Source organism: Variovorax sp. LjRoot130, assembly GCF_964253755.1.
In the GTDB taxonomy this organism is placed as follows: Bacteria; Pseudomonadota; Gammaproteobacteria; order Burkholderiales; family Burkholderiaceae_C; genus Variovorax.
Genome location: NZ_CAXURM020000001.1, coordinates 47,537 through 65,605, shown reverse-complemented (window position 1 = coordinate 65,605; position 18,069 = coordinate 47,537). Strand labels below are relative to the sequence as shown.

The following is an 18,069-nucleotide window of genomic DNA, read 5'->3' as shown; positions in this document are numbered from 1 at the left end:
ATACCAAGGAACGCCATGCCTGAGACCCTGAAACTGCCCACCTTCGAAGACGTCGCCGCCGCTGCCGCGCGCATCGAAGGCCATGCCCATCGCACGCCGGTCCTGCGTTCGCGCACGGCCGACGAAGAGCTGGGCGCTGAAGTGTTCTTCAAGTGCGAGAACCTGCAGCGCATGGGCGCCTTCAAGTTCCGCGGCGCCTTCAATGCCTTGTCGAAGTTCGACGAGCGCCAGCGCCGCGCCGGCGTGGTGGCCTTCTCTTCGGGCAACCATGCGCAGGCCATCGCGCTCGCGGCACGCATCCTCGGCATGCCCGCCACCATCGTGATGCCGCACGATGCGCCGGCGGCCAAGGTGGCGGCCACCAAGGGCTACGGCGGCCAGGTCGTGATCTACGACCGCTACAAGGACGACCGCGAACAGATCGGCCGCGAGCTCGCCGAGAAGCACGGCCTGACGCTGATCCCGCCCTATGACCATCCGGACGTGATCGCGGGCCAGGGCACGGCGGCGAAAGAACTGTTCGAGGAGGTGGGGCCGCTCGATGCCTTCTTCGCTCCCATGGGCGGCGGCGGCCTGATCTCGGGCTCGGCGCTCTCAACGCGCGCGCTTTCGCCGCAGTGCAAGGTCTACGGCGTGGAGCCGGAAGCGGGCAACGACGGGCAGCAGTCGTTTCGCAGCGGCGAGATCGTCCACATCGACACGCCCAAGACCATCGCGGACGGCGCGCAGACGCAGCACCTTGGCCAACACACCTTCCCCATCATCCGCCGCGATGTCGACGACGTGCTCACCGCGAGCGACGCGCAGCTGGTCGAGGCCATGCGTTTTTTCGCCTCGCGCATGAAGCTGGTGGTGGAGCCCACCGGCTGCCTGGGCTTTGCGGCCGCACGCGAGATGAAGGCGCAGCTGCGCGGCAAACGCATCGGCGTGCTGGTGAGCGGCGGCAATGTCGACGTGGAACGCTTCGGCGCCCTGCTCGCAGGCTGAGCCTCAGGCCTGCGGCTGCACGCCGAAGCGGTACAGCACGTTCTTGAGCAGCTTGCCGAAGTTCGGGTCGCTGCCGATCACCCAGGCCGCGCCGACCGCGCCGGCGTGAAACACGCGCCCGCCTTGCGGCCGTTCCCAGTAGATCATCTCGGCCGAGAGTCCGCCGATCGACTCGGTGAGATTCGAGTGGTAGTCGAGGTAGGCGTCGAGCTTGCCGGGCACGCGCCGGATGCCGTTGGCGATGACCTCGATGTCTTCCTGCGGCGCGGGCAGCGCAGCACCCGGCGGCGAGCGCTTCGTCATGCGCGCGAGCGTGGCGATCGTCAGGTCCCACTCGTGGCCGATCGCGCGCGGCAGGCCACCGCCCGGCGCATGGCCGAAGGTCTGCCCCTTGGCCAAGCCCAGCGGATGCGGCTCGTTGAACAACGCATGCGCCGGCTGTTCCACGTGGTAGACGCCGAAGTCCTCGCCGTCGGCAAAGGCCCAGCCCGCGGTCTCCAGGCCGATGATGTCGGCCGCCGGCCGGCCAGAGGCCTTGAGGCGGCCGCCACGCGCCCAGTCCTGGCTGTGGTACTGCTCGCCGAAGGGCCCGGCGGGCGGGCCCACCGGCGGCACGGTTTCGTCGTGATGGGGGCCGTTGACCTTGCGTTGCTCCATGACGGTGAAGTCCTCGTCGTAACTCACGCGCAAGTACATGGTGTTGCCCGACAGCACGATCGCGCTGCCGCCGCGGCGGAGGTAGTCGTCGAGACCCTCGACGCCGGGCAGCGACCAGTATTCGCTGTGGCCGTTGACGAACACGGTCTGGTAGCGCGAGAGGATCGCGGGATCGCGATGCAGGTCGATGTCGCCGATCACGTCGAATTCGTAGCCCTCGCGTGCGAGCCAGACGTGCAGGCGGCGCTCCAGCCGCGTCCACTGGCTGAAGCCGCTGCCGGCCGGATCGTAGAGCGCACTGGGGCTGGCGTTGGGCCAGGGCATGCGCAGGCCGACCTGGTAGCAGGGCTGGCCGGCGCGGTGGTAGGTGTAGCTGCTGTAGGCCGGCGCTTCGGGATGGCAGTTCTCCAGGCCGGCCGCACGGCGCGGCCACACAGGATCGTCGACCACGTTCTTCGCGAAGGGCGTGCTCGCATAGGCCAGCCAGCTGTTGACGGCGCACAGCACGAGGATCGGCGCCGGCGCTGCATGCGCCGGCTTCCGGACGATGAAAGTGATGTCGTAGTCGGCTTCGCGGCCGCCCTGCTCGAAGCGGATGCGGCCGACGTAGACGCCGGACTTCGCATCTTCGGGGATGCGGAACTCGTGCGTCGCCTCCCATCGGCAGTCGTAGAGATCGTCGCTCGCGAAGCGCAGGCCGTGGCCGCGCGTCGGATCGGCGAAGGGGTCGTAGCCTGATTCGGCGTCTTCGCTGGGTGCGACCTTCGCAGGCTCGAAGGCGGGGCCGACGATCATCCAGGTGCCGTGGTTGACGATGCGGCCGGTGCGCTGATGGCCGCTGGCGTCGGCCACCTGCGCGCCGCGCTCCTCGCGCAGCGGCCAGCAGGCGAGCACCGAGCGGCCGGAAGCGATCGCGAGGCCGCGCTGCGCGTGGCGCTCGGCAATCTCTTCAGGTACCAGCGCGCGGCCGTAGAGGACCGGCATGGCGAGATCGGCTTCGAGGAAGACGTCGGCCAGACCGTCGACGCCGCTCGCGCCCATTCGCAGCGGCGCGGGACCGGGCCGGACTTCCTGCCCCGCATCCCATTGCCCGACCTGTTGACCATCGATCCACAGCGCCGCGACGCGGCCGTTCCACGTGGCGGCCACATGCTGCCAGCGGCGCTCGACGAGCCGGCCGTGCGCCCGCTGCGCCTCGGCGCGGAAGCCCCGGCCATCGCCGAGGTAGAAGGCGAGCGCCCCACCCTCCTCGATGAACAGGCCCCAGCCGCAGTGGGCGGGAAAGTCGTATTGGCCGATAAGGGTCTGGCGCGTGGCGATGCTCCAGGGCTTGACCCAGCATTCCAGCGTCAGGCCGTGGAGCGGCAGCGCCGCATCCAGCCCCTTCTCGACGAAGACATAGGAGCCCGGGTGGATGGCCTGCACGCGCGCGGGCGACGGCGCGAAGGCGTGCAGCACGACATCGTCGCTGCGCCCTTCCACATCGCTGCCGAGCTGGCAGACCGAGAGCTGGTAGCCGCGGTCGCTGCTGACGTGAAAGCGCACGCATTCGCCGGCGGCCACGCTCTTGCGGTCGGCGTAGCCGTGAACACCGGGAAGATTCAGGGACTTGTGCGAAGGGATCGGTGGCGTCGTCATTCGGACGTGAAACCGGAAGCCTTGACCACTGGCCCCCAACGCTTGAGATCGTCGGCAATGAGCTTGGTCAATTCCTCGGGCGTGCTCGGACTCGGATCGCTGCTGAGCTTCTGCAAGCGCTCCTGCACTTCCTTGTTGGCGAGCGCCTTGCCGAGCGCCGCATGCAGCTGGTCGACGATGGGCCGCGGCGTGCCGGCGGGCACGAAGAGACCGGTCCATTCGAGGTTGTCGAAGTGCGGCTGGCCCAGTTCCTTGAGCGTCGGCACATCGGGCAGGAGCGCCGCGCGCTTCGCGCCGTTGACGGCCAGCACCTTGAGCTTGCCGCTTTGCTGGTGCGCGACCAGGTCGGCGATCGGGATGATGCCGGCCGCGATCTGGTTGCCCAGCAGGTCCTGCACCAGCGGCGCCGCGCCGCGGTAGGGCGCGGCCACCAGGTTGGCCTTGGCCTCGCTGCCGAGGCGGAAGCCCATGAACTGCGCGACGCTGCCGGGCGCGGGAACGCCGTAGCTCGCCTTCGACGGATCGGCGCGCGCGAGGTCCAGCCACTGCTGCACGTTCTGCGCCGGCAGCGCGGCGGGCACGGCAATGCCTTCGTAGAAGCTCACGATGCGGCCCACGGCCTGAAAGTCCTTCACCGGGTCGTAGCGCACCGACTTCGAGGTCAGCGGCAGCATCACCATCATGTGCATGTTGGCCAGCAGCACCGTGAGGCCGTCGGGCGGCGCGGCGCGCACATAGTCGGCCGCGATCTGCCCGCCGGCGCCGGTGCGGTTGTCGACGACCACCGTGGTGCCGAGCTCGGCCGCGAGCTTGTCGGCCAGCGTGCGTGCCTGCACGTCGGCCGAGCCGCCGGCCGGGTAACCGACGATGAGTTTCACGGGGCCCTTGCCGGCGGCGATCTGCGCCGAAGCGGCAGCGGCGAATGCCAGGGTCGCGCAGGCGAGCGCGGTCTTCAGGAGAACGGGGAGCTTCATCGGGGACCTTTCAGAAATGAAAAGGGTTCACGCGGCCAGGCCCTTGCGCGCGATCTCGTCGGCGAGATCGCGCAGGGACTTCTCGAGCAGGTCGGCGAGCTCGTCGATCTCCGGCTCGGTGATCGTGAGCGGCGGCGTGATCATCTGGAAGTCGCCGAAGGCGCCGAGGTTGGCGCGGCGGTTGTAGAGCGCGATGCCGTGCTTCAAGCCGTGCTCGGTGAGCCGGGCGGGCGCGTTGAAGGCCACCGGCAGCTGGCAGCGTGTGGCCTTGTCGGCCACGATCTCGATCGCGGTCAGCAAACCCTTGCCGCGCACGTCGCCGACGATGGGCGAACGCGCGGCGACTTCGTTGAGGCGCGCCATCAGGTACGCGCCCCTGTCGCGGGCGCGCGCGACAAGGCCCTGCCGGACCACCTCGTCGACCACCGCATGCGCGACCGCGCAGGAAAGCGGATTGGTGAAGTAGGTATGGCCGTGCACGAAGCCGCCGCTGGCAGCCACGGCATCGACGATGCGGTCGGGCGCGAGCAGGCAGCCCAGCGGCGTGTAGCCGGCGGCCAAGCCCTTGGCCAAGGTCACGAGATCGGGGCGCGCGGCCGGCCAGTGGTGCGCGGCGAGGAAGGCGCCGGTGCGGCCGGCGCCGCTCATGATCTCGTCGTAGATGACCAGCACGCCATGGCGGTCGCAGATGCTGCGCACGCGCTCGAAGTAGGCCGCCGAGGACACCACCGCGCCGGTCGAGAGCCCGCCGATCGGTTCGACGATGAAGGCCAGCACGGTCTCCGGGCCTTCGCGCAGGATGGCCTGTTCGAGTTCGTCGGCGCACGCCAGCGCATGGGACTCGACGGTGTGCCCTTCCGGCACGCGGTAGGACAGCGGCGCCGGCACCTTCGGCATCGCGCGGATCATCGGCCCGTAGAGATTGAGCGTGTTGGCATCGCCCGTGACCGCCAGCGCGCCCAGCGTGGAACCGTGGTAGCTCGGGTTGCGCGAGATCACCTTGGCGCGGCTCGCCTGGCCCCTGACCACCGCGTACTGCCGAGCGAGCTTGATCGCCGATTCGTTGGCTTCCGAGCCGCCCGAGACGAAGAAGGCGCGATCGAAGCCTTCGCCCGCGAGCGCGCAAACGCGATCGGCCAGCGCGATGTTGTGCTCGCTCTCGAAGAAGCGCGGGTAGGCGAAGCTGACCTTGGCCGCCTGCTCGGTCATCGCGGCCAGCACGCGCGGATTGCCGTGGCCGATGTTGGCGACCACCGCGCCGGCGGTGGCGTCGAGATAGCGCTTGCCGTCGGCGTCCCACAGGAAGATGCCCTCGCCGCGCGCAATGCGGGGCGGGCGCGGCGCGCCCTTGGGCGCATAGAAGCCGAGGACGGTGCCGCCCTGCGGCGTGTCGCCCACGAAGCGTGCAGTGGGGGTCTGGGTGCTCATTAAGTAATCTCTGCGCTGCGCGCTCCGGTATTCGCCCTTGGGAACGGCCCTGCGGCTCATGCCGTCGAAGATACGAAGAGACCGGCGCCAGCGGTAGACGTATGGGACGATGAAGTGCTATACGTGCTGCGCATGAAGACCACGCACGACCGCCTGGACCTGCTCGACACTTTTCTGCGCATCGGCGACACCGGCTCGCTCAGCAAGGCGGCCCGCCTGCTCGGCACCACGCAGCCGACGGTGAGCCGCAGGCTGCTGGAGCTCGAACGCCTGCTCGGCTGCAAGCTCGCGATACGCACCACCGCGAGCTTCTCGCTGACCGACGAAGGCCGCTCGCTGCTGGCCGAGGCGCACGACCTGACCGATCGCTGGTCGGGCCTGTCGAGCCGGCTCTCGGGCGGGCAGAGCCGGCCCGAGGGCACGCTGCGCGTGATCGGCCCCTCCGGCTACGGCACCGGCTTCCTGACCGATGCAGTGACCGATCTGCGCGCCGCCCATCCCGGCCTGCGCATCGAGCTGACGCTGACCGATCGCGTGGTCGACCTCGCCGCCTCGGGCGCGGAGTGCTGGGTCTGCGTCGGCGAGGTGCGCGACCCGGGGCTGGTCTGCCGCCAGCTCGGCTCGATGGAGCGCGTGCTGCTCGCGACACCGGCGCTGCTCAAGCGCCTGGGGCCGGTGACCCTGGCGCGGCTGCCCTCGCTGCCCTGCGTCGGGCTGGTGCCCTACGTGATGGGCAGCGTGCGCCTGCTCGACAAGGCCGGCCGCTCGCGCATCGTGGCGCTGGACACGCCGATCCGCACCGACAGCCTGCTGTCGAGCTACCGCGCCATCCTCAACGGCGCGGGCATCGGGGCGGCGGCGCCGTGGATGTGCCAGGACGACCTGCAGGCCGGCCGGCTCAAGCGGGTGCTGCCTCAATGGTGGCTGGAGCCGGTCGGGATCCACGTCGCGTTGCCGCCAGGGATCTATAGACCCGCGCGTGTGACCGCCTTCATCGAAGCGCTCAAGCGGCGCATGCATGCGCTGCCCGGTTTCCGCCCGGCGCCCTGAGCCTCAGCGCGGCTTCTGCGGCGGCTTCTTTTCCTTCTCTTCGTCCTCGCCGCCGAACAGCTTTTCCACCTGCTGCCCGATGCGCGCGCCGATGGCGGTGCCGACACCCGGCAGCACGGCCGTGCCCACTGCGGCGCCGGCGAGCGCGCCGCCGGTCAGCGAAAGCTGCGGCTCGTCGAGCGTGCCGGCGAGCTTGAAGGGCACGCCGACCACGCCGTCGACCAGGTCGATTGCTGCCTCGCCGCTCAGGCGCCGGTTGAGCACCGTGGCGCTGCCGCTCGCGGTGAGCAAGCCGGAGCGCGCCTGCAGGCCGGTGTAGCGAAGCACGATGCCGTCGTCGCCGGACTGGGTGTCGAGGGTGCCCGTGAGTTCGTCGAACACGGTCTGGCCGCTGCGGTCCGCGCCGGCGGTGCTGACTGCCTTCGCGAGATCGAAGCCCTTCAAGGTCGCGGGCTTGACCGTGAATCGGGTGCGCGTGTGCAGCCGGCGCACCATCTCGCCCAGGTTGTCGCCCTCGGTTTCGAGCTCGGTCTGGCCGTCGATCCTGCCTTCGACCGCGTTGCGCCGCGCAAAGGCGCCGACCAGCCCGGCGATGTCCACGCCCTTCGGCGACAGCTGGGCCGTGAGGCGCATCCGGCCCTGGTCGAGCACCCGCAGCGCCGCATCGCCGTTCCACGAGCCGCCGCCCACATCGATCTTCACGCGCCAGCGGTCCTGCTCGCCTTCACGTTCGACGCGCATCCTCGCGGCGGGCGATGCGCCGCGCCGCGACACTTCGGCCTCGCGCGGGCGCCAGCCGCGGTCGAAGCGCAGGTCGGCGTCGTAGGCCAATCCGATGTCGCGGCGGTCGATCCAGGTCACATCGCGCAGCCGCAGGTGTTCGAGCGGAACCTCCGCCGGGCTCCACGCGCCGGCCAACGCCGTGGCCGCATCGCTCCACTGCCAACGCCCGCGGAAGGCGCGCACCGAGGTGCGCGGCAGCACGGCACCCTCGATTTCGACGGCATCGATCGCGATCCTGCGATTCCACAGCGCGGCGAGCTGCGGCCGCACGACCACGCGCCGCACGGTGATCGGGCGCTCCTGCACGGTCGCGAGATCGCTCAGCACCACCACCGGGATCGGCCTCAGCGACCAGTGCGCCCCGCCGATGCGAAGGCCGATGCCGGAGGCCTTCTCGAAGCGCTGGCCGATCTCGGCCGCGAGCGCTTCGTCGCTCGGCAACAGCCGCCAGGCCCACAGGGCCAGGCCGCCCAGCAAGAGCAGCGCCGCGACGGCGGTGCCGGTGATCCATCGTCCTGCGCGGGTCATGATGAAAGCTTATGCCGTACAAGGCCGGCGGCAGTGTCGGCGGGAGGCCCGTCGTATCAGGGCCAGTCGCTATAGTTTTGGCCACATCGAACAGGAGAATGCCGCATGCCCATCTGGAAAAAAGAAATCTCGATCGAAGAACTGACTCGCAGCCACATCGACACCGCGGTCCAGACGCTGGGCGTCGAGTTCCTCGAGATCGGTGACGATTTCATTCGCGCCCGCGTGCCGGTGAACGAGCGCACGCGCCAGCCCTTCGGCATCCTGCACGGCGGCGTGTCGGTGGTGCTGGCCGAGACGCTGGGCTCCTGCGGCGCCCACTACTCGGCGCCCGAAGGCGAGCGCTGCGTGGGACTGGACATCAATGCCAATCACATCAAGGCCACGACCTCCGGCTGGGTCACCGGCACCGCGCGGCCGGTGCACCGCGGCCGCAGCACGCAGGTGTGGCAGATCGACATGACCAACGACGCGGGCGAACTCACTTGCGTCTCCCGCATCACCATGGCGGTGCTGAAGGCGCGCTGACCGGCTGAGCCCGGGATCCCGACAAAGACAACAACCGAGGAGAAGAACAATGAGCGATTCCTACCTTCCCCGCTGGCGCGAAGTCGCAGCCGGCAGCACCGCCGTGGTGGCGCCCGACGAGCGGCTGCCCTGGCCGCAAACGGCCGCGATGGGCGTGCAGCACGTGATCGCGATGTTCGGCGCCACGGTGCTGGCGCCGATCCTCATGGGCTTCAATCCCAACATCGCGATCCTGATGAGCGGCGTCGGCACGCTGATCTTCTTCGTCGTCACCGGCGGCCGGGTGCCCAGCTACCTGGGCTCGAGCTTCGCCTTCATCGGCGTGGTGATCGCGGCCACGGGCTATGCCGGCCAGGGGCCGAACGCCAACCTGGGCGTGGCGCTGGGCGGCATCATCGCCTGCGGCCTGGTCTACACATTGATCGGCATCCTGGTGGCCGTCACCAACGAGCGCCATCACAAGACGGCGCCCCTGCGCGGCGTGGAGGTCGAGGAGATCGAGCAGGACGTTGCGGTGCACTGGATCGAACGGCTGATGCCGCCGGTGGTCACCGGCGCGGTGGTCGCGGTGATCGGGCTCAACCTGGCGAGCGTGCCGATCAAGAACATGGCGCCGACCGGCTTCGACACCTGGATCCAGGCGCTGACCTTTCTTTGCGTCGGCCTGATCGCGGTCTACACGCGCGGCATGGTGCAGCGCTTGCTGATCCTGATGGGGCTGATCGCCGCGAGCGTGATCTACGCAGTGCTGACCAACGGCCTCGGGCTGGGCAAGCCGATCGACTTCACGGCCCTCGGCACCGCGCCATGGTTCGGCCTGCCGCGGTTCGCGGTGCCGGTGTTCGATGTCAACGCGATGCTGCTGATCGCGCCGGTGGCGGTGATCCTCGTGGCCGAGAACCTGGGCCACATCAAGGCCGTGAGCGCGATGACGGGGCGCGACCTCAACCCCTATCTCGGCCGCGCCTTCATCGGCGACGGCATCGCGACCATGGTGAGCGGCGCGGCCGGCGGCACCGGCGTCACGACCTATGCGGAAAACATCGGCGTGATGGCGGCCACCAAGATCTATTCCACGGCGATGTTCGTGGTCGCCGCGCTGATCGCGCTGCTGCTGGGCTTCAGCCCCAAGTTCGGCGCCCTGATCCAGGCCATTCCGCTGCCGGTGATGGGCGGCGTCAGCATCGTGGTCTTCGGCCTGATCGCGGTCGCGGGCGCCAAGATCTGGGTCGACAACAAGGTCGACTTCTCGCAGAACAAGAACCTGATCGTGGCTGCGATCACGCTGATCATCGGCACCGGCGATTTCACGCTGAAGTTCGGCCAGTTCGCGCTCGGCGGCATCGGCACGGCGACCTTCGGCGCGATCCTGCTCTACGCGCTGCTGAGCCGCTCGCGCCAGGCCTGAATGCGCCGGCGCGGGAGGGTGCGCGATCGGTAGACGATTTCGATGCGCGCCATGAGTTCGCGAAACAGTCCCATCGGATCCTCGACCATGCGCGCCACCGGATAGCTGCCGAGCGCAAAGCCGGCAAAGCAGATCTGGACGCTGTCGAAGTACATGAGGAGGCCCTGGCCCGCGTCCTGCAGGCAGCGCTCGGCTGTTTCGAAGAAATCGTCGCGCGGAAGCACGGCCTGCGCCGCCGCACCGAGGCTGTAGGTGTAGAGGTCGGGCTGGACGGTCCGGATATCGAGGATGGGTTGCATGGCAGGAAATGCGCATTTTTGAAGCGGGCCAGTCTGCGAAGAGATTTCCGGGGCCCGTGTAGGAATCGGGCGCTCCTTCATGACCGCAAAAAATGCAACCTGGTGCAAGAGATGTTGTGCCGCGTGTTCTTTCACCAGCCTGTCAGCGGCGTGCGGCCTGCTCCCCGTTAGACTCCAACGCTTTTCGCACCAACGTTTTCCATGGCCGATGCTTCCGCCGCGCGCACCAAGGCGGTATTCGAATTCAAGAGCGCGACGCTGCCGCTGATCGCCGTGATCCTCAAGACGGCCGAGCTCGGCGTTCTCGCCGAGGCGCTGGACGTCCAGTTGGCCGATTCGCCTGACTTCTTCGATCAGGAGCCGGTGGTCATCGACCTCTCGCAGCTGCAGGAGGACCAAGCGGGCGCCAATATCGACTTTGCCGCGCTGCGCGCGTTGCTGGCGCGCCACCAGACGCAGCCGATCGCCGTGCGCGGCGGCAACGATGCGCAGAATGCCGCGGCCCGTGCCGCCGGCCTGTCGCTGGCCGCGATGCCGGTGACGCCGAGCCCCCGCCCGCCTGCGCCGCCGGCCGAGGCGCCCAGCGAGGCGCCGCAAATCGTGCGCGAAGTGCCGGTGCCGGCGAACGGCACGCTGGTGATCGACAAGCCCTTGCGCTCGGGCCAGCAGGTGTATGCGCGGGGCGGCGACGTGGTCGTGACCGCCGTGGTCAGCTTCGGCGCCGAGGTGATCGCCGACGGCAACGTCCACGTCTATGCACCGCTGCGCGGCAAGGCGATCGCCGGTGCGCGCGGCAATGCCGAGGCGCGCATCTTCACGACCTGCATGGAAGCGCAGCTGGTGGCGATCGCGGGCATCTACCGCACCTCGGAAGTCGCTCTGCCGGCAGACATCGCTGGCAAGCCGGCACAGATCTCGCTCGACGGCAAGAAAATCGTGATGAGCGCGATTCAATGAAGCGGCGCGCCTCGCACACCTGACAACCGAAATAAACGAAGGAATGGAATGGCCAAAATTGTGGTGGTGACCTCGGGCAAGGGCGGCGTCGGCAAGACGACCACGAGCGCGAGCTTTGCGTCGGGGCTCGCGCTTGCCGGCAAGAAGACGGCCGTGATCGATTTCGACGTCGGCCTGCGCAACCTCGACCTGATCATGGGCTGCGAACGGCGCGTGGTGTACGACCTGATCAACGTGATCCAGGGCGAGGCCAACCTGAATCAGGCCCTCATCAAGGACAAGCAGTGCGACAACCTGTTCGTGCTGGCCGCTTCGCAGACGCGCGACAAAGACGCGCTCACGCAGGACGGCGTCGAGAAGGTTCTGACGGACCTCGGCGGAATGGACTTCGACTACATCGTCTGCGACTCCCCGGCCGGCATCGAGACCGGTGCGCTGATGGCGATGCACTTCGCCGACGAGGCCCTGGTCGTGACCAATCCGGAAGTTTCGTCGGTGCGCGATTCCGACCGCATCCTCGGCATGCTCGGCAGCAAGACGAAGCGCGCGAAGAACGGCGGCGACCCGATCAAGGAGCACCTGCTGATCACGCGCTACAACCCGAACCGCGTGGCCGGCGGGCAGATGCTCTCGCTGGAGGACATCAAGGACATCCTGCGCATCAAGCTGATCGGCGTGATCCCCGAATCCGAAAGCGTGCTCCAGGCTTCCAACCAGGGCGTGCCCGCGATCCACGACAAGGAAAGCGACGTGGCCGAGGCCTATAGCGACGTGGTGGCGCGCTTCCTCGGCGAAGACAAGCCGATGCGCTTCATCGATGCCGAGAAGCCGGGCTTCTTCAAGCGCATGTTCGGAGGGAGATAAGCCATGTCCCTCCTCTCGTTCCTCTTGGGCGAAAAGAAGAAGACTGCGAGCGTCGCCAAGGAGCGGCTGCAGATCATCCTCGCGCACGAGCGCAGCAGCTTGAGCGGCAAGAAGCGGCCCGACTACCTGCCGGAACTGCAGCGCGAGCTGATCGCGGTGATCTCCAAGTACGTGTCGATCAAGGCCGAGGACATCAAGGTCAACCTGGAGAAGCAGGACGACCTCGAGGTGCTCGAGGTCAAGATCGAGCTGCCCGACGCGGCAGCGGCCGCGCTCGCGGCGCGCTGAAGCTTCTTCCGGCGCTCAGGGCCGGACGATGAACGCGACCACTTCCTGCAGCACCGAAGGCTCCTTGAGGATGCGCCTGTGGCCCAGGCCTTCGGTTGCGATCAGCCGCGCGCCCGCGATCGCATCGCGGTAAGCCACGCCGTCCGCGAAGCGATTGACACGGTCGTCACGGTCGTGCACGACCAGCGTGGGCTGGCCGATGCGCGGGCCGACGGCGGCCGGCTCCAGGAGCGGCATCAGGATGCCCTCGCGCGCCTCGATCCGCCGCTGCATCGCGGCGCGCGTGCGCTCGCTGAGGCCGAACACGTGCGCGAAATAGCGCGTGAACGCGTGCGGCGACGCGGGCGGCGCCAGCAGCACCAGGCTTTGCGCGGGCAGGCCGCGGCCCGCGGCGTAGGCCAGCGCGTTGGCACCCAGCGAGTGCGCGACCACGGCCTGCAGGATGGCGCCCTGCTGCACCAGCCGCGCTGCCACGTAGTCGATGGCACGTGCGAACTGCGGCAAGTTGCTGACGGTGCCCGCGCTGCGGCCATGGGCCGGCATCTCGAGCAGCACCGGCGTGAAACCCTCGGCCGCCACGGCCTGCGCGAGCGCCAGCATCTGGCCCGCATGACCGCCCCAGCCGTGCACCAGCAGGACCTTCGGCGTGTCGGCGGCCATCACGGCGGGCGTGTAGAGGCCCATGCTCGCGTCCTCGAAGGGCCAGGCTTCGCGCCGCCAGCCCGCGCCCGGGCCGTGGCGCCGGTTGATCCATTTGAGCGGCAGCGGCGTGCCGAAGAGCCGATAGGCGGCGCGGACCCCAAGAGCCGGCCAGGCGCGTTGCGCCGTGCCCAGCGCGAAGCGCAGTGCGCGCATCGCGAGGCTGGCGCCGTAGTAGTTGGAAGCGGCGGCGCTGGCGCCGGTGCTGATGGTGGATTCCATGCTCAGTACCAGACCCAGTCTTCGTTGCTGCGCGGGAGGCTGCGCACGGTATCAACGACGGAACGGATGCCCAGCCCCACCAGGCAGGCTCCAAGAAAGAGAAAAGCGATCAACATGAGGTTTCTCCTTTTATCGCACAGTTGTGCGAAATTCAGACAAGGGAACGGGCAAGGCAGAGAGACATGGGGGTTCAGGCCCGGTAGCTGGCGACCAGCCGTTGCCAGGTCAGCACGGCGCGCTCAGCGGCACGCGGGTCGCGCAGGAAGCGCGCGTCGTGCAGCAGGGCCATCACCAGGCCGTTGACTTCGCTGACGAGCTGCGCGGGGTCGGTCTCGGCCTTGAGCTCGCCGGTCTCGATGGCCTGCAGCACGGTGCGCCGCAGCGCGGCGCGCCAGCGCGTGACTTCTTCCAGCAGCAGGTCCCGCAGCTCGCCTTCGCGGTCGTCGAGCTCGAAGGCTCCGGCGGTGTAGATGCAGCCGGTTTCGATCTCCACGTCGCGCGTGCGCACGATCCAGCGAGACACGATCTCGTCGAGGCGCGCGAGGCCCTTGGGCTTTTGCATCGCAGGCACGAAGACATCGGCCAGGAAGCGGCGGCCGAATTCCTCGATCACCGCCTTCTGCAAGGCCTCGCGCGACCCCACGCGCGAGAACACCCCGCTCTTGGACAAGCCCAGCCGCGTGGCCACCGCTTGCAGCGTGATGGCCTCCAGGCCTTCGGCCGAGGCGAGATCCATCGCCGCACCGACGATGGCGGTGCGGGTCATCTCGCTCTTCTGGGTCTTGGCGTCCATGCGAGCCAATTTAGCACATGCGTGCGAAATTGCAAGCCACTTCCATGAAGCCCTGGTGTGGGCGTATCGTGGCAGCCCCAACCACAGAACGGAGAAAAGCATGGCAACAAGCAGCAAATCGAGCGGCGCCACCGCCGCCAAGAAAGCGCGCCCCACGGCCGCGGAGGATGTCCAGGACGCCTTGATCAAGCCCCTCAAGGGCATGGCCGAACGCCTGCAGAACCTTCCGCTGGCGGGCGCCGCAGGCGCCATCGTCGAGAGCGGGCGCAAGGACCTGCAGGCGCTGGTGCAGGCCAACGAGAAGTCCTACCAGGGGTTGCAGGCGGTGGTGCAGCGCCAGACCGAGATGCTCAAGGCATCGATCGTCGAATGGCAGGGCACGGTGAAGGGGATGTCGCCCGCCGACCCGCGGGAGAATCTCGCCAAGCTCGATGCCATGGGCAAGGCCGCCTTCAAGCAGGCGCTCGACGACATCCGCGAGCTGTCGGAACTGGCGGCCAAGTCGCAGGCCGAGGCTTTTGACATCGTGAGCGAACGCATCCGGTCCAACGTGGACGAGGTCAGCAAGCTGCTGCAGCCGAAGCGCAAATGATGCCTCGCCGATGTCTTATGGCCTGATCCGAGAAAAAGGTCCGTGACGCTTCACACAGGAAGCGTACATTGGTCCCCATTCCTCAGCGATCGGAAAAGAATCAGCCATGGCATCGACTTCCACTTCCACGCGCACTTCCCCGACGGCGGCCGATGAAGCCGCGGCCCGGGAGCGGCTGCGGCAGGCGCTGCCTGCCACGGTCGATCTGCTGACCCAGCGCCAGGCCGACCGGATCGACGACAAGGACATCGACGCCTACGTGAAACTGAACTGGCTCGAATGGCATGGCGGCGGGCTGCGCCTGACCATCACCGGGCGCAACGTGTGCGCCCAGATGGCGCCGACCGCCGTCTGAAGCCTTACTGGCCCGCGATGATCTGCGCGATCAGGCCGGTGGCGATGGCGGCCAGCACATAGTCGCCTCCGACGCCGACCCACTGGTAGCCACGCGGGGGCGCATGCAGCCGGTGGCCACGCCAGTCGCTGACCACGTAGTTGCGGCCGCGGTATTCGCGCGGCACGTAGCCGCCGCGGCGCCATTCGGCACGCGGATGCGAATAGCCGTGGCGGTCGAAATGGCGGCCCTCCCGAAAGTCCTGGTGAGCACCGTGGCGTTCGAAATGACGCTGCTGCTGCTGCTGCTGCTGCTGCTGCTGCTGCTGATAGTGCTGCGGGCCCCGGCGATCGTCGTGGTCGAACCGGCGGTCCTGCGCAAAGGCACTGCCCGCCATGCACATCGCGAGCGCCGCTGCGGCCACGGCCATGCTCTTGGACTCGATCATCTTGGAACTCCTTCGCGTTGATGAGGAGTTCAGTGTCGAAGGCCCGTGTGTCGCTCGCGCGCCATGCATGTACGCGCGAGATGAAGCAAGGTAAAGCTAGGGCGCGCTGCCCTGCGGCCCGACCGGCGGCGGCGCGGCATGGCCGCCGCCGAGCTTGCGCCCGAAGGCCTCGCCCACCCTGCGCACCGGCCGGCTCGCGCGCTCCGACACGTTGTTGACGCCACGCTCGGTGGCGCTGCCCGCGCGGTCGATGCCGCGGCCGGCGGCATCGGAACCGCGCTCGATGCCGCCGAGGACCTTGTTGTCGCGCGGCGGGGTTTTCAGGGTGTTGGCACGCTGCGCCTTCGGTGGGTTGTCGGCGCTCTGGGCCGACGCGGCAACCGGCAGCGCGAGCATGGCCGCGAATGCGAGCGCGGCGATCAATGCGGGAGAACGGGGTTCGATGGGCATGGTTCGGGTTCCTGGGTTCAAGTCGTCATTCTTCACTGGCAGCGGCACGCGCCATGCGCTCGCTCTTCCAGTACATGTCGTCGCCGCCGTCGACGCGGTTGAGCACGCGCGCCAGCACGAACAGCAGATCGCTCAGGCGGTTGAGGTACTGGCGCAGCGCATCGTTGAGTTCGGCCTCGGCGCCGAGCGCGACGACCGCACGCTCGGCGCGCCGCGCGACCGTGCGGCACACGTGCGCCTGCGAGGCGGCGCGGGTGCCGGCCGGCAGGATGAACTCGGCCAGGCGCGGCAGCGCCGCATTGTGCTCGGCCAGCGCGTTGTCGAGCTGCAGCAGCGCATCGGCCTTGAGCAGCGTGTAGCCCGGCATCGAGAGCTCGCCGCCGAGGTTGAAGAGCTGGTGCTGCACGTCGACCAGCAGCTCGCGCACGGGCGCCGGCATCGGCTCGCACAGCAGCACGCCGATGTGCGAGTTGAGTTCGTCCACGTCGCCCATCGCGTGCACGCGCAGGTGGTCCTTGGGCACGCGCGTGTTGTCGCCGAGGCCGGTGGTGCCGTCGTCGCCGGTGCGCGTGGCGATCTGAGTGAGTCGATTGCCCATGTCGGGGCCCTTTTCGAATGCGGTTCGTAGAATGGTAGACCCTTCAGGAGACCCGCCGATGAACGCCCCCGCCGCCCTTTCCCATCTCACGCCCGAGATCGCGCTGCGCGAGGTGCCCGATGCGCTGATCGCAGCCTTGAAGGCGCGCTTTGCCGAGCGCTGCTCGACCGCGATGGCGGTGCGCACGCAGCACGGACGCGACGAGTCTTCCTTCGATGCGCCGCCGCCTTCGGCCGTGGTCTTCGCCGAGAGCACGCAGGACGTGGCCGACGCGGTCAAACTTGCGAGCGACTGCAGCGTGCCGGTGATCCCCTTCGGCGTCGGCTCCTCGCTCGAAGGGCATCTGCTCGCGGTGCAGGGCGGCATCAGCATCGACGTGAGCCGCATGAACCGCGTGCTCTCGACCAACGCCGACGACCTCACGGTCACGGTGCAGCCCGGCGTCACGCGCAAGCAGCTCAACGACGAGATCAAGAGCACCGGCCTCTTCTTCCCGATCGACCCCGGCGCCGACGCTTCGATCGGCGGCATGACCGCCACCCGCGCGAGCGGCACGAACGCGGTGCGCTATGGCACCATGCGCGAGAACGTGCTGGCGCTCGAGGTGGTCACCGCGAGCGGCGAAGTGATCCGCACCGGCACGCGCGCGAAGAAGTCATCGGCCGGCTACGACCTCACGCGCCTGATGGTCGGCAGCGAGGGCACGCTGGGCGTGGTGACCGAGATCACGCTGCGCCTCTATCCGCTGCCCGAGGCGGTGTCGGCCGCGATCTGCTCCTTCCCGAGCATCGAGGCGGCCGTGCGCACCACCATCGAGATCATCCAGCTGGGCGTGCCGATCGCGCGTGTGGAGCTGATCGACGTCAACACCGTGCGCATGGTGAACGCTTACGCCAAGCTCGGCCTGCGCGAGGAACCGATGCTCCTGATGGAGTTCCACGGCTCGCCGGCCGGCGTCAAGGAACAGGCCGAGACCGTGCAGGAACTGGCCAGCGGCCACGGCGGCAAGGCCTTCGAATGGGCCAGCACGCCGGAAGAGCGCACGCGCCTGTGGACCGCGCGGCACAACAGTTATTTCGCGGCCGTGCAGTCGCGCCCCGGCTGCCGCGTGATCTCGACCGACACCTGCGTGCCGATCTCGCGGCTGGCCGACTGCCTGCTCGAATCGGTGGCCGAGGCCGATGCCAGCGGCATCCCCTACTTCCTGGTCGGCCATGTGGGCGACGGCAACTTCCACTTCGGCTATCTGCTGGATCCGAATGCCCCCGAGGAGCGCGTGACGGCCGAGAAGCTCAACCACGCGCTGGTGTCGCGCGCGCTGGCGCTCGAAGGCACCTGCACCGGCGAGCACGGCGTGGGCCTGCACAAGATGGATTTCCTGGTCGCCGAAGCCGGCGCCGGCGCGATCGACATGATGCGCACGATCAAGCGCGCGCTCGATCCGAAGAACATCATGAACCCCGGCAAGATCTTCAGCCTCTGAAGAAGAATGCAAAAAGCCCGGGGCTCGAAGAGCCGCGCCGGGCTTTGCATCCTGAGCGTCG

20 protein-coding genes are annotated in these 18,069 nt (G+C 68.5%); 10 read left to right on the top strand and 10 right to left on the bottom strand.

What is annotated here, in order from left to right; all coding sequences use genetic code 11:
- Positions 1–15 precede the first annotated feature (15 nt).
- Entirely contained in the window at positions 16–987 is a 972-nt protein-coding gene (locus ACSQ86_RS00340) for a threo-3-hydroxy-L-aspartate ammonia-lyase (RefSeq protein WP_436302272.1), read from the top strand.
- A 3-nt stretch (positions 988–990) separates the two neighbouring features.
- Here ACSQ86_RS00340 and ACSQ86_RS00335 read toward each other — a convergent pair whose 3' ends face one another.
- From ACSQ86_RS00335 to ACSQ86_RS00325, 3 genes are read right to left on the bottom strand one after another with little or no spacing between them, the layout of a single operon-like run.
- Complete coding sequence (locus ACSQ86_RS00335) at positions 991–3,282, bottom strand: N,N-dimethylformamidase beta subunit family domain-containing protein (RefSeq protein WP_436308279.1); 2,292 nt, start codon at positions 3,280–3,282, stop codon at positions 991–993.
- Positions 3,279–4,256 carry a Bug family tripartite tricarboxylate transporter substrate binding protein gene (locus ACSQ86_RS00330; protein WP_436302270.1) on the bottom strand — a complete coding sequence of 326 codons (978 nt, stop codon included), beginning with the start codon at positions 4,254–4,256 and terminating at the stop codon, positions 3,279–3,281. The genes ACSQ86_RS00335 and ACSQ86_RS00330 overlap by 4 nt, the downstream gene beginning before the upstream one ends.
- Positions 4,257–4,283: 27 nt before the next feature.
- Positions 4,284–5,684: an aminotransferase family protein gene (locus tag ACSQ86_RS00325; RefSeq protein WP_436302269.1), complete on the bottom strand. Its 1,401-nt coding sequence runs from the start codon at positions 5,682–5,684 to the stop codon at positions 4,284–4,286.
- A 132-nt stretch (positions 5,685–5,816) separates the two neighbouring features.
- Here ACSQ86_RS00325 and ACSQ86_RS00320 point away from each other — a divergent pair, with 132 nt between their 5' ends.
- On the top strand, positions 5,817–6,734 hold the full coding sequence (locus ACSQ86_RS00320; RefSeq protein ID WP_436294790.1) for a LysR substrate-binding domain-containing protein: 918 nt from the start codon (positions 5,817–5,819) through the stop codon (positions 6,732–6,734).
- A gap of 3 nt (positions 6,735–6,737) precedes the next feature.
- On the opposite strand, the gene ACSQ86_RS00315 is transcribed toward ACSQ86_RS00320, so the two are convergent.
- Positions 6,738–8,045, bottom strand: a complete 1,308-nt coding sequence (locus ACSQ86_RS00315; RefSeq protein ID WP_436308278.1) for a hypothetical protein — start codon at positions 8,043–8,045, stop codon at positions 6,738–6,740.
- A gap of 105 nt (positions 8,046–8,150) precedes the next feature.
- Between ACSQ86_RS00315 and ACSQ86_RS00310 the strand changes: the two genes are divergently transcribed.
- Together ACSQ86_RS00310 and ACSQ86_RS00305 are read left to right on the top strand one after the other, a co-directional pair.
- Entirely contained in the window at positions 8,151–8,573 is a 423-nt protein-coding gene (locus ACSQ86_RS00310; RefSeq protein WP_093106916.1) for a hotdog fold thioesterase, read from the top strand.
- A gap of 49 nt (positions 8,574–8,622) precedes the next feature.
- Positions 8,623–9,981: a solute carrier family 23 protein gene (locus ACSQ86_RS00305; RefSeq protein ID WP_436294792.1), complete on the top strand. Its 1,359-nt coding sequence runs from the start codon at positions 8,623–8,625 to the stop codon at positions 9,979–9,981.
- Here the strand turns inward: ACSQ86_RS00305 and ACSQ86_RS00300 are convergent.
- Positions 9,948–10,280, bottom strand: a complete 333-nt coding sequence (locus ACSQ86_RS00300; protein WP_436308277.1) for a hypothetical protein — start codon at positions 10,278–10,280, stop codon at positions 9,948–9,950. The genes ACSQ86_RS00305 and ACSQ86_RS00300 overlap by 34 nt on opposite strands.
- 201 nt (positions 10,281–10,481) lie before the next feature.
- Here ACSQ86_RS00300 and minC point away from each other — a divergent pair, with 201 nt between their 5' ends.
- The 3 genes from minC to minE are packed head-to-tail and all read left to right on the top strand — an operon-like array spanning position 10,482 to position 12,389.
- On the top strand, positions 10,482–11,237 hold the full coding sequence (gene minC / locus ACSQ86_RS00295) for a septum site-determining protein MinC (RefSeq protein ID WP_436302266.1): 756 nt from the start codon (positions 10,482–10,484) through the stop codon (positions 11,235–11,237).
- Between the two features lie 48 nt (positions 11,238–11,285).
- Positions 11,286–12,101: a septum site-determining protein MinD gene (gene minD / locus ACSQ86_RS00290; protein WP_436308276.1), complete on the top strand. Its 816-nt coding sequence runs from the start codon at positions 11,286–11,288 to the stop codon at positions 12,099–12,101.
- 3 nt (positions 12,102–12,104) lie between these two features.
- Complete coding sequence (minE, locus tag ACSQ86_RS00285; RefSeq protein WP_093106928.1) at positions 12,105–12,389, top strand: cell division topological specificity factor MinE; 285 nt, start codon at positions 12,105–12,107, stop codon at positions 12,387–12,389.
- A 15-nt stretch (positions 12,390–12,404) separates the two neighbouring features.
- Here the strand turns inward: minE and ACSQ86_RS00280 are convergent, their stop codons facing one another.
- Together ACSQ86_RS00280 and ACSQ86_RS00275 are read right to left on the bottom strand one after the other, a co-directional pair.
- Positions 12,405–13,310: an alpha/beta hydrolase gene (locus tag ACSQ86_RS00280; RefSeq protein ID WP_436294794.1), complete on the bottom strand. Its 906-nt coding sequence runs from the start codon at positions 13,308–13,310 to the stop codon at positions 12,405–12,407.
- Positions 13,311–13,500: 190 nt separating this feature from the next.
- Complete coding sequence (locus ACSQ86_RS00275; RefSeq protein ID WP_436308275.1) at positions 13,501–14,103, bottom strand: TetR/AcrR family transcriptional regulator; 603 nt, start codon at positions 14,101–14,103, stop codon at positions 13,501–13,503.
- A 100-nt stretch (positions 14,104–14,203) separates the two neighbouring features.
- On the opposite strand from ACSQ86_RS00275, the gene phaP reads away from it, so the two are divergent.
- Positions 14,204–14,695, top strand: a complete 492-nt coding sequence (gene phaP / locus ACSQ86_RS00270; RefSeq protein ID WP_436308274.1) for a TIGR01841 family phasin — start codon at positions 14,204–14,206, stop codon at positions 14,693–14,695.
- Positions 14,696–14,801: 106 nt separating this feature from the next.
- A complete protein-coding gene (locus tag ACSQ86_RS00265; RefSeq protein ID WP_093106939.1) occupies positions 14,802–15,050 on the top strand; it encodes a hypothetical protein in 249 nt (82 codons plus the stop codon).
- Between the two features lie 4 nt (positions 15,051–15,054).
- Here the strand turns inward: ACSQ86_RS00265 and ACSQ86_RS00260 are convergent, their stop codons facing one another.
- From ACSQ86_RS00260 to ACSQ86_RS00250, 3 genes are all read right to left on the bottom strand, one after another.
- A complete protein-coding gene (locus ACSQ86_RS00260) occupies positions 15,055–15,477 on the bottom strand; it encodes an RcnB family protein (protein WP_436308273.1) in 423 nt (140 codons plus the stop codon).
- Positions 15,478–15,573: 96 nt separating this feature from the next.
- Complete coding sequence (locus ACSQ86_RS00255; protein ID WP_436302261.1) at positions 15,574–15,927, bottom strand: hypothetical protein; 354 nt, start codon at positions 15,925–15,927, stop codon at positions 15,574–15,576.
- Between the two features lie 25 nt (positions 15,928–15,952).
- On the bottom strand, positions 15,953–16,525 hold the full coding sequence (locus ACSQ86_RS00250; protein WP_436302260.1) for a cob(I)yrinic acid a,c-diamide adenosyltransferase: 573 nt from the start codon (positions 16,523–16,525) through the stop codon (positions 15,953–15,955).
- Between the two features lie 58 nt (positions 16,526–16,583).
- Here ACSQ86_RS00250 and ACSQ86_RS00245 point away from each other — a divergent pair, with 58 nt between their 5' ends.
- Positions 16,584–18,008 (top strand): FAD-binding oxidoreductase, encoded by a 1,425-nt coding sequence (locus ACSQ86_RS00245; RefSeq protein ID WP_436302259.1) that lies wholly within the window; start codon positions 16,584–16,586, stop codon positions 18,006–18,008.
- The last annotated feature ends 61 nt before the right edge of the window (positions 18,009–18,069 follow it).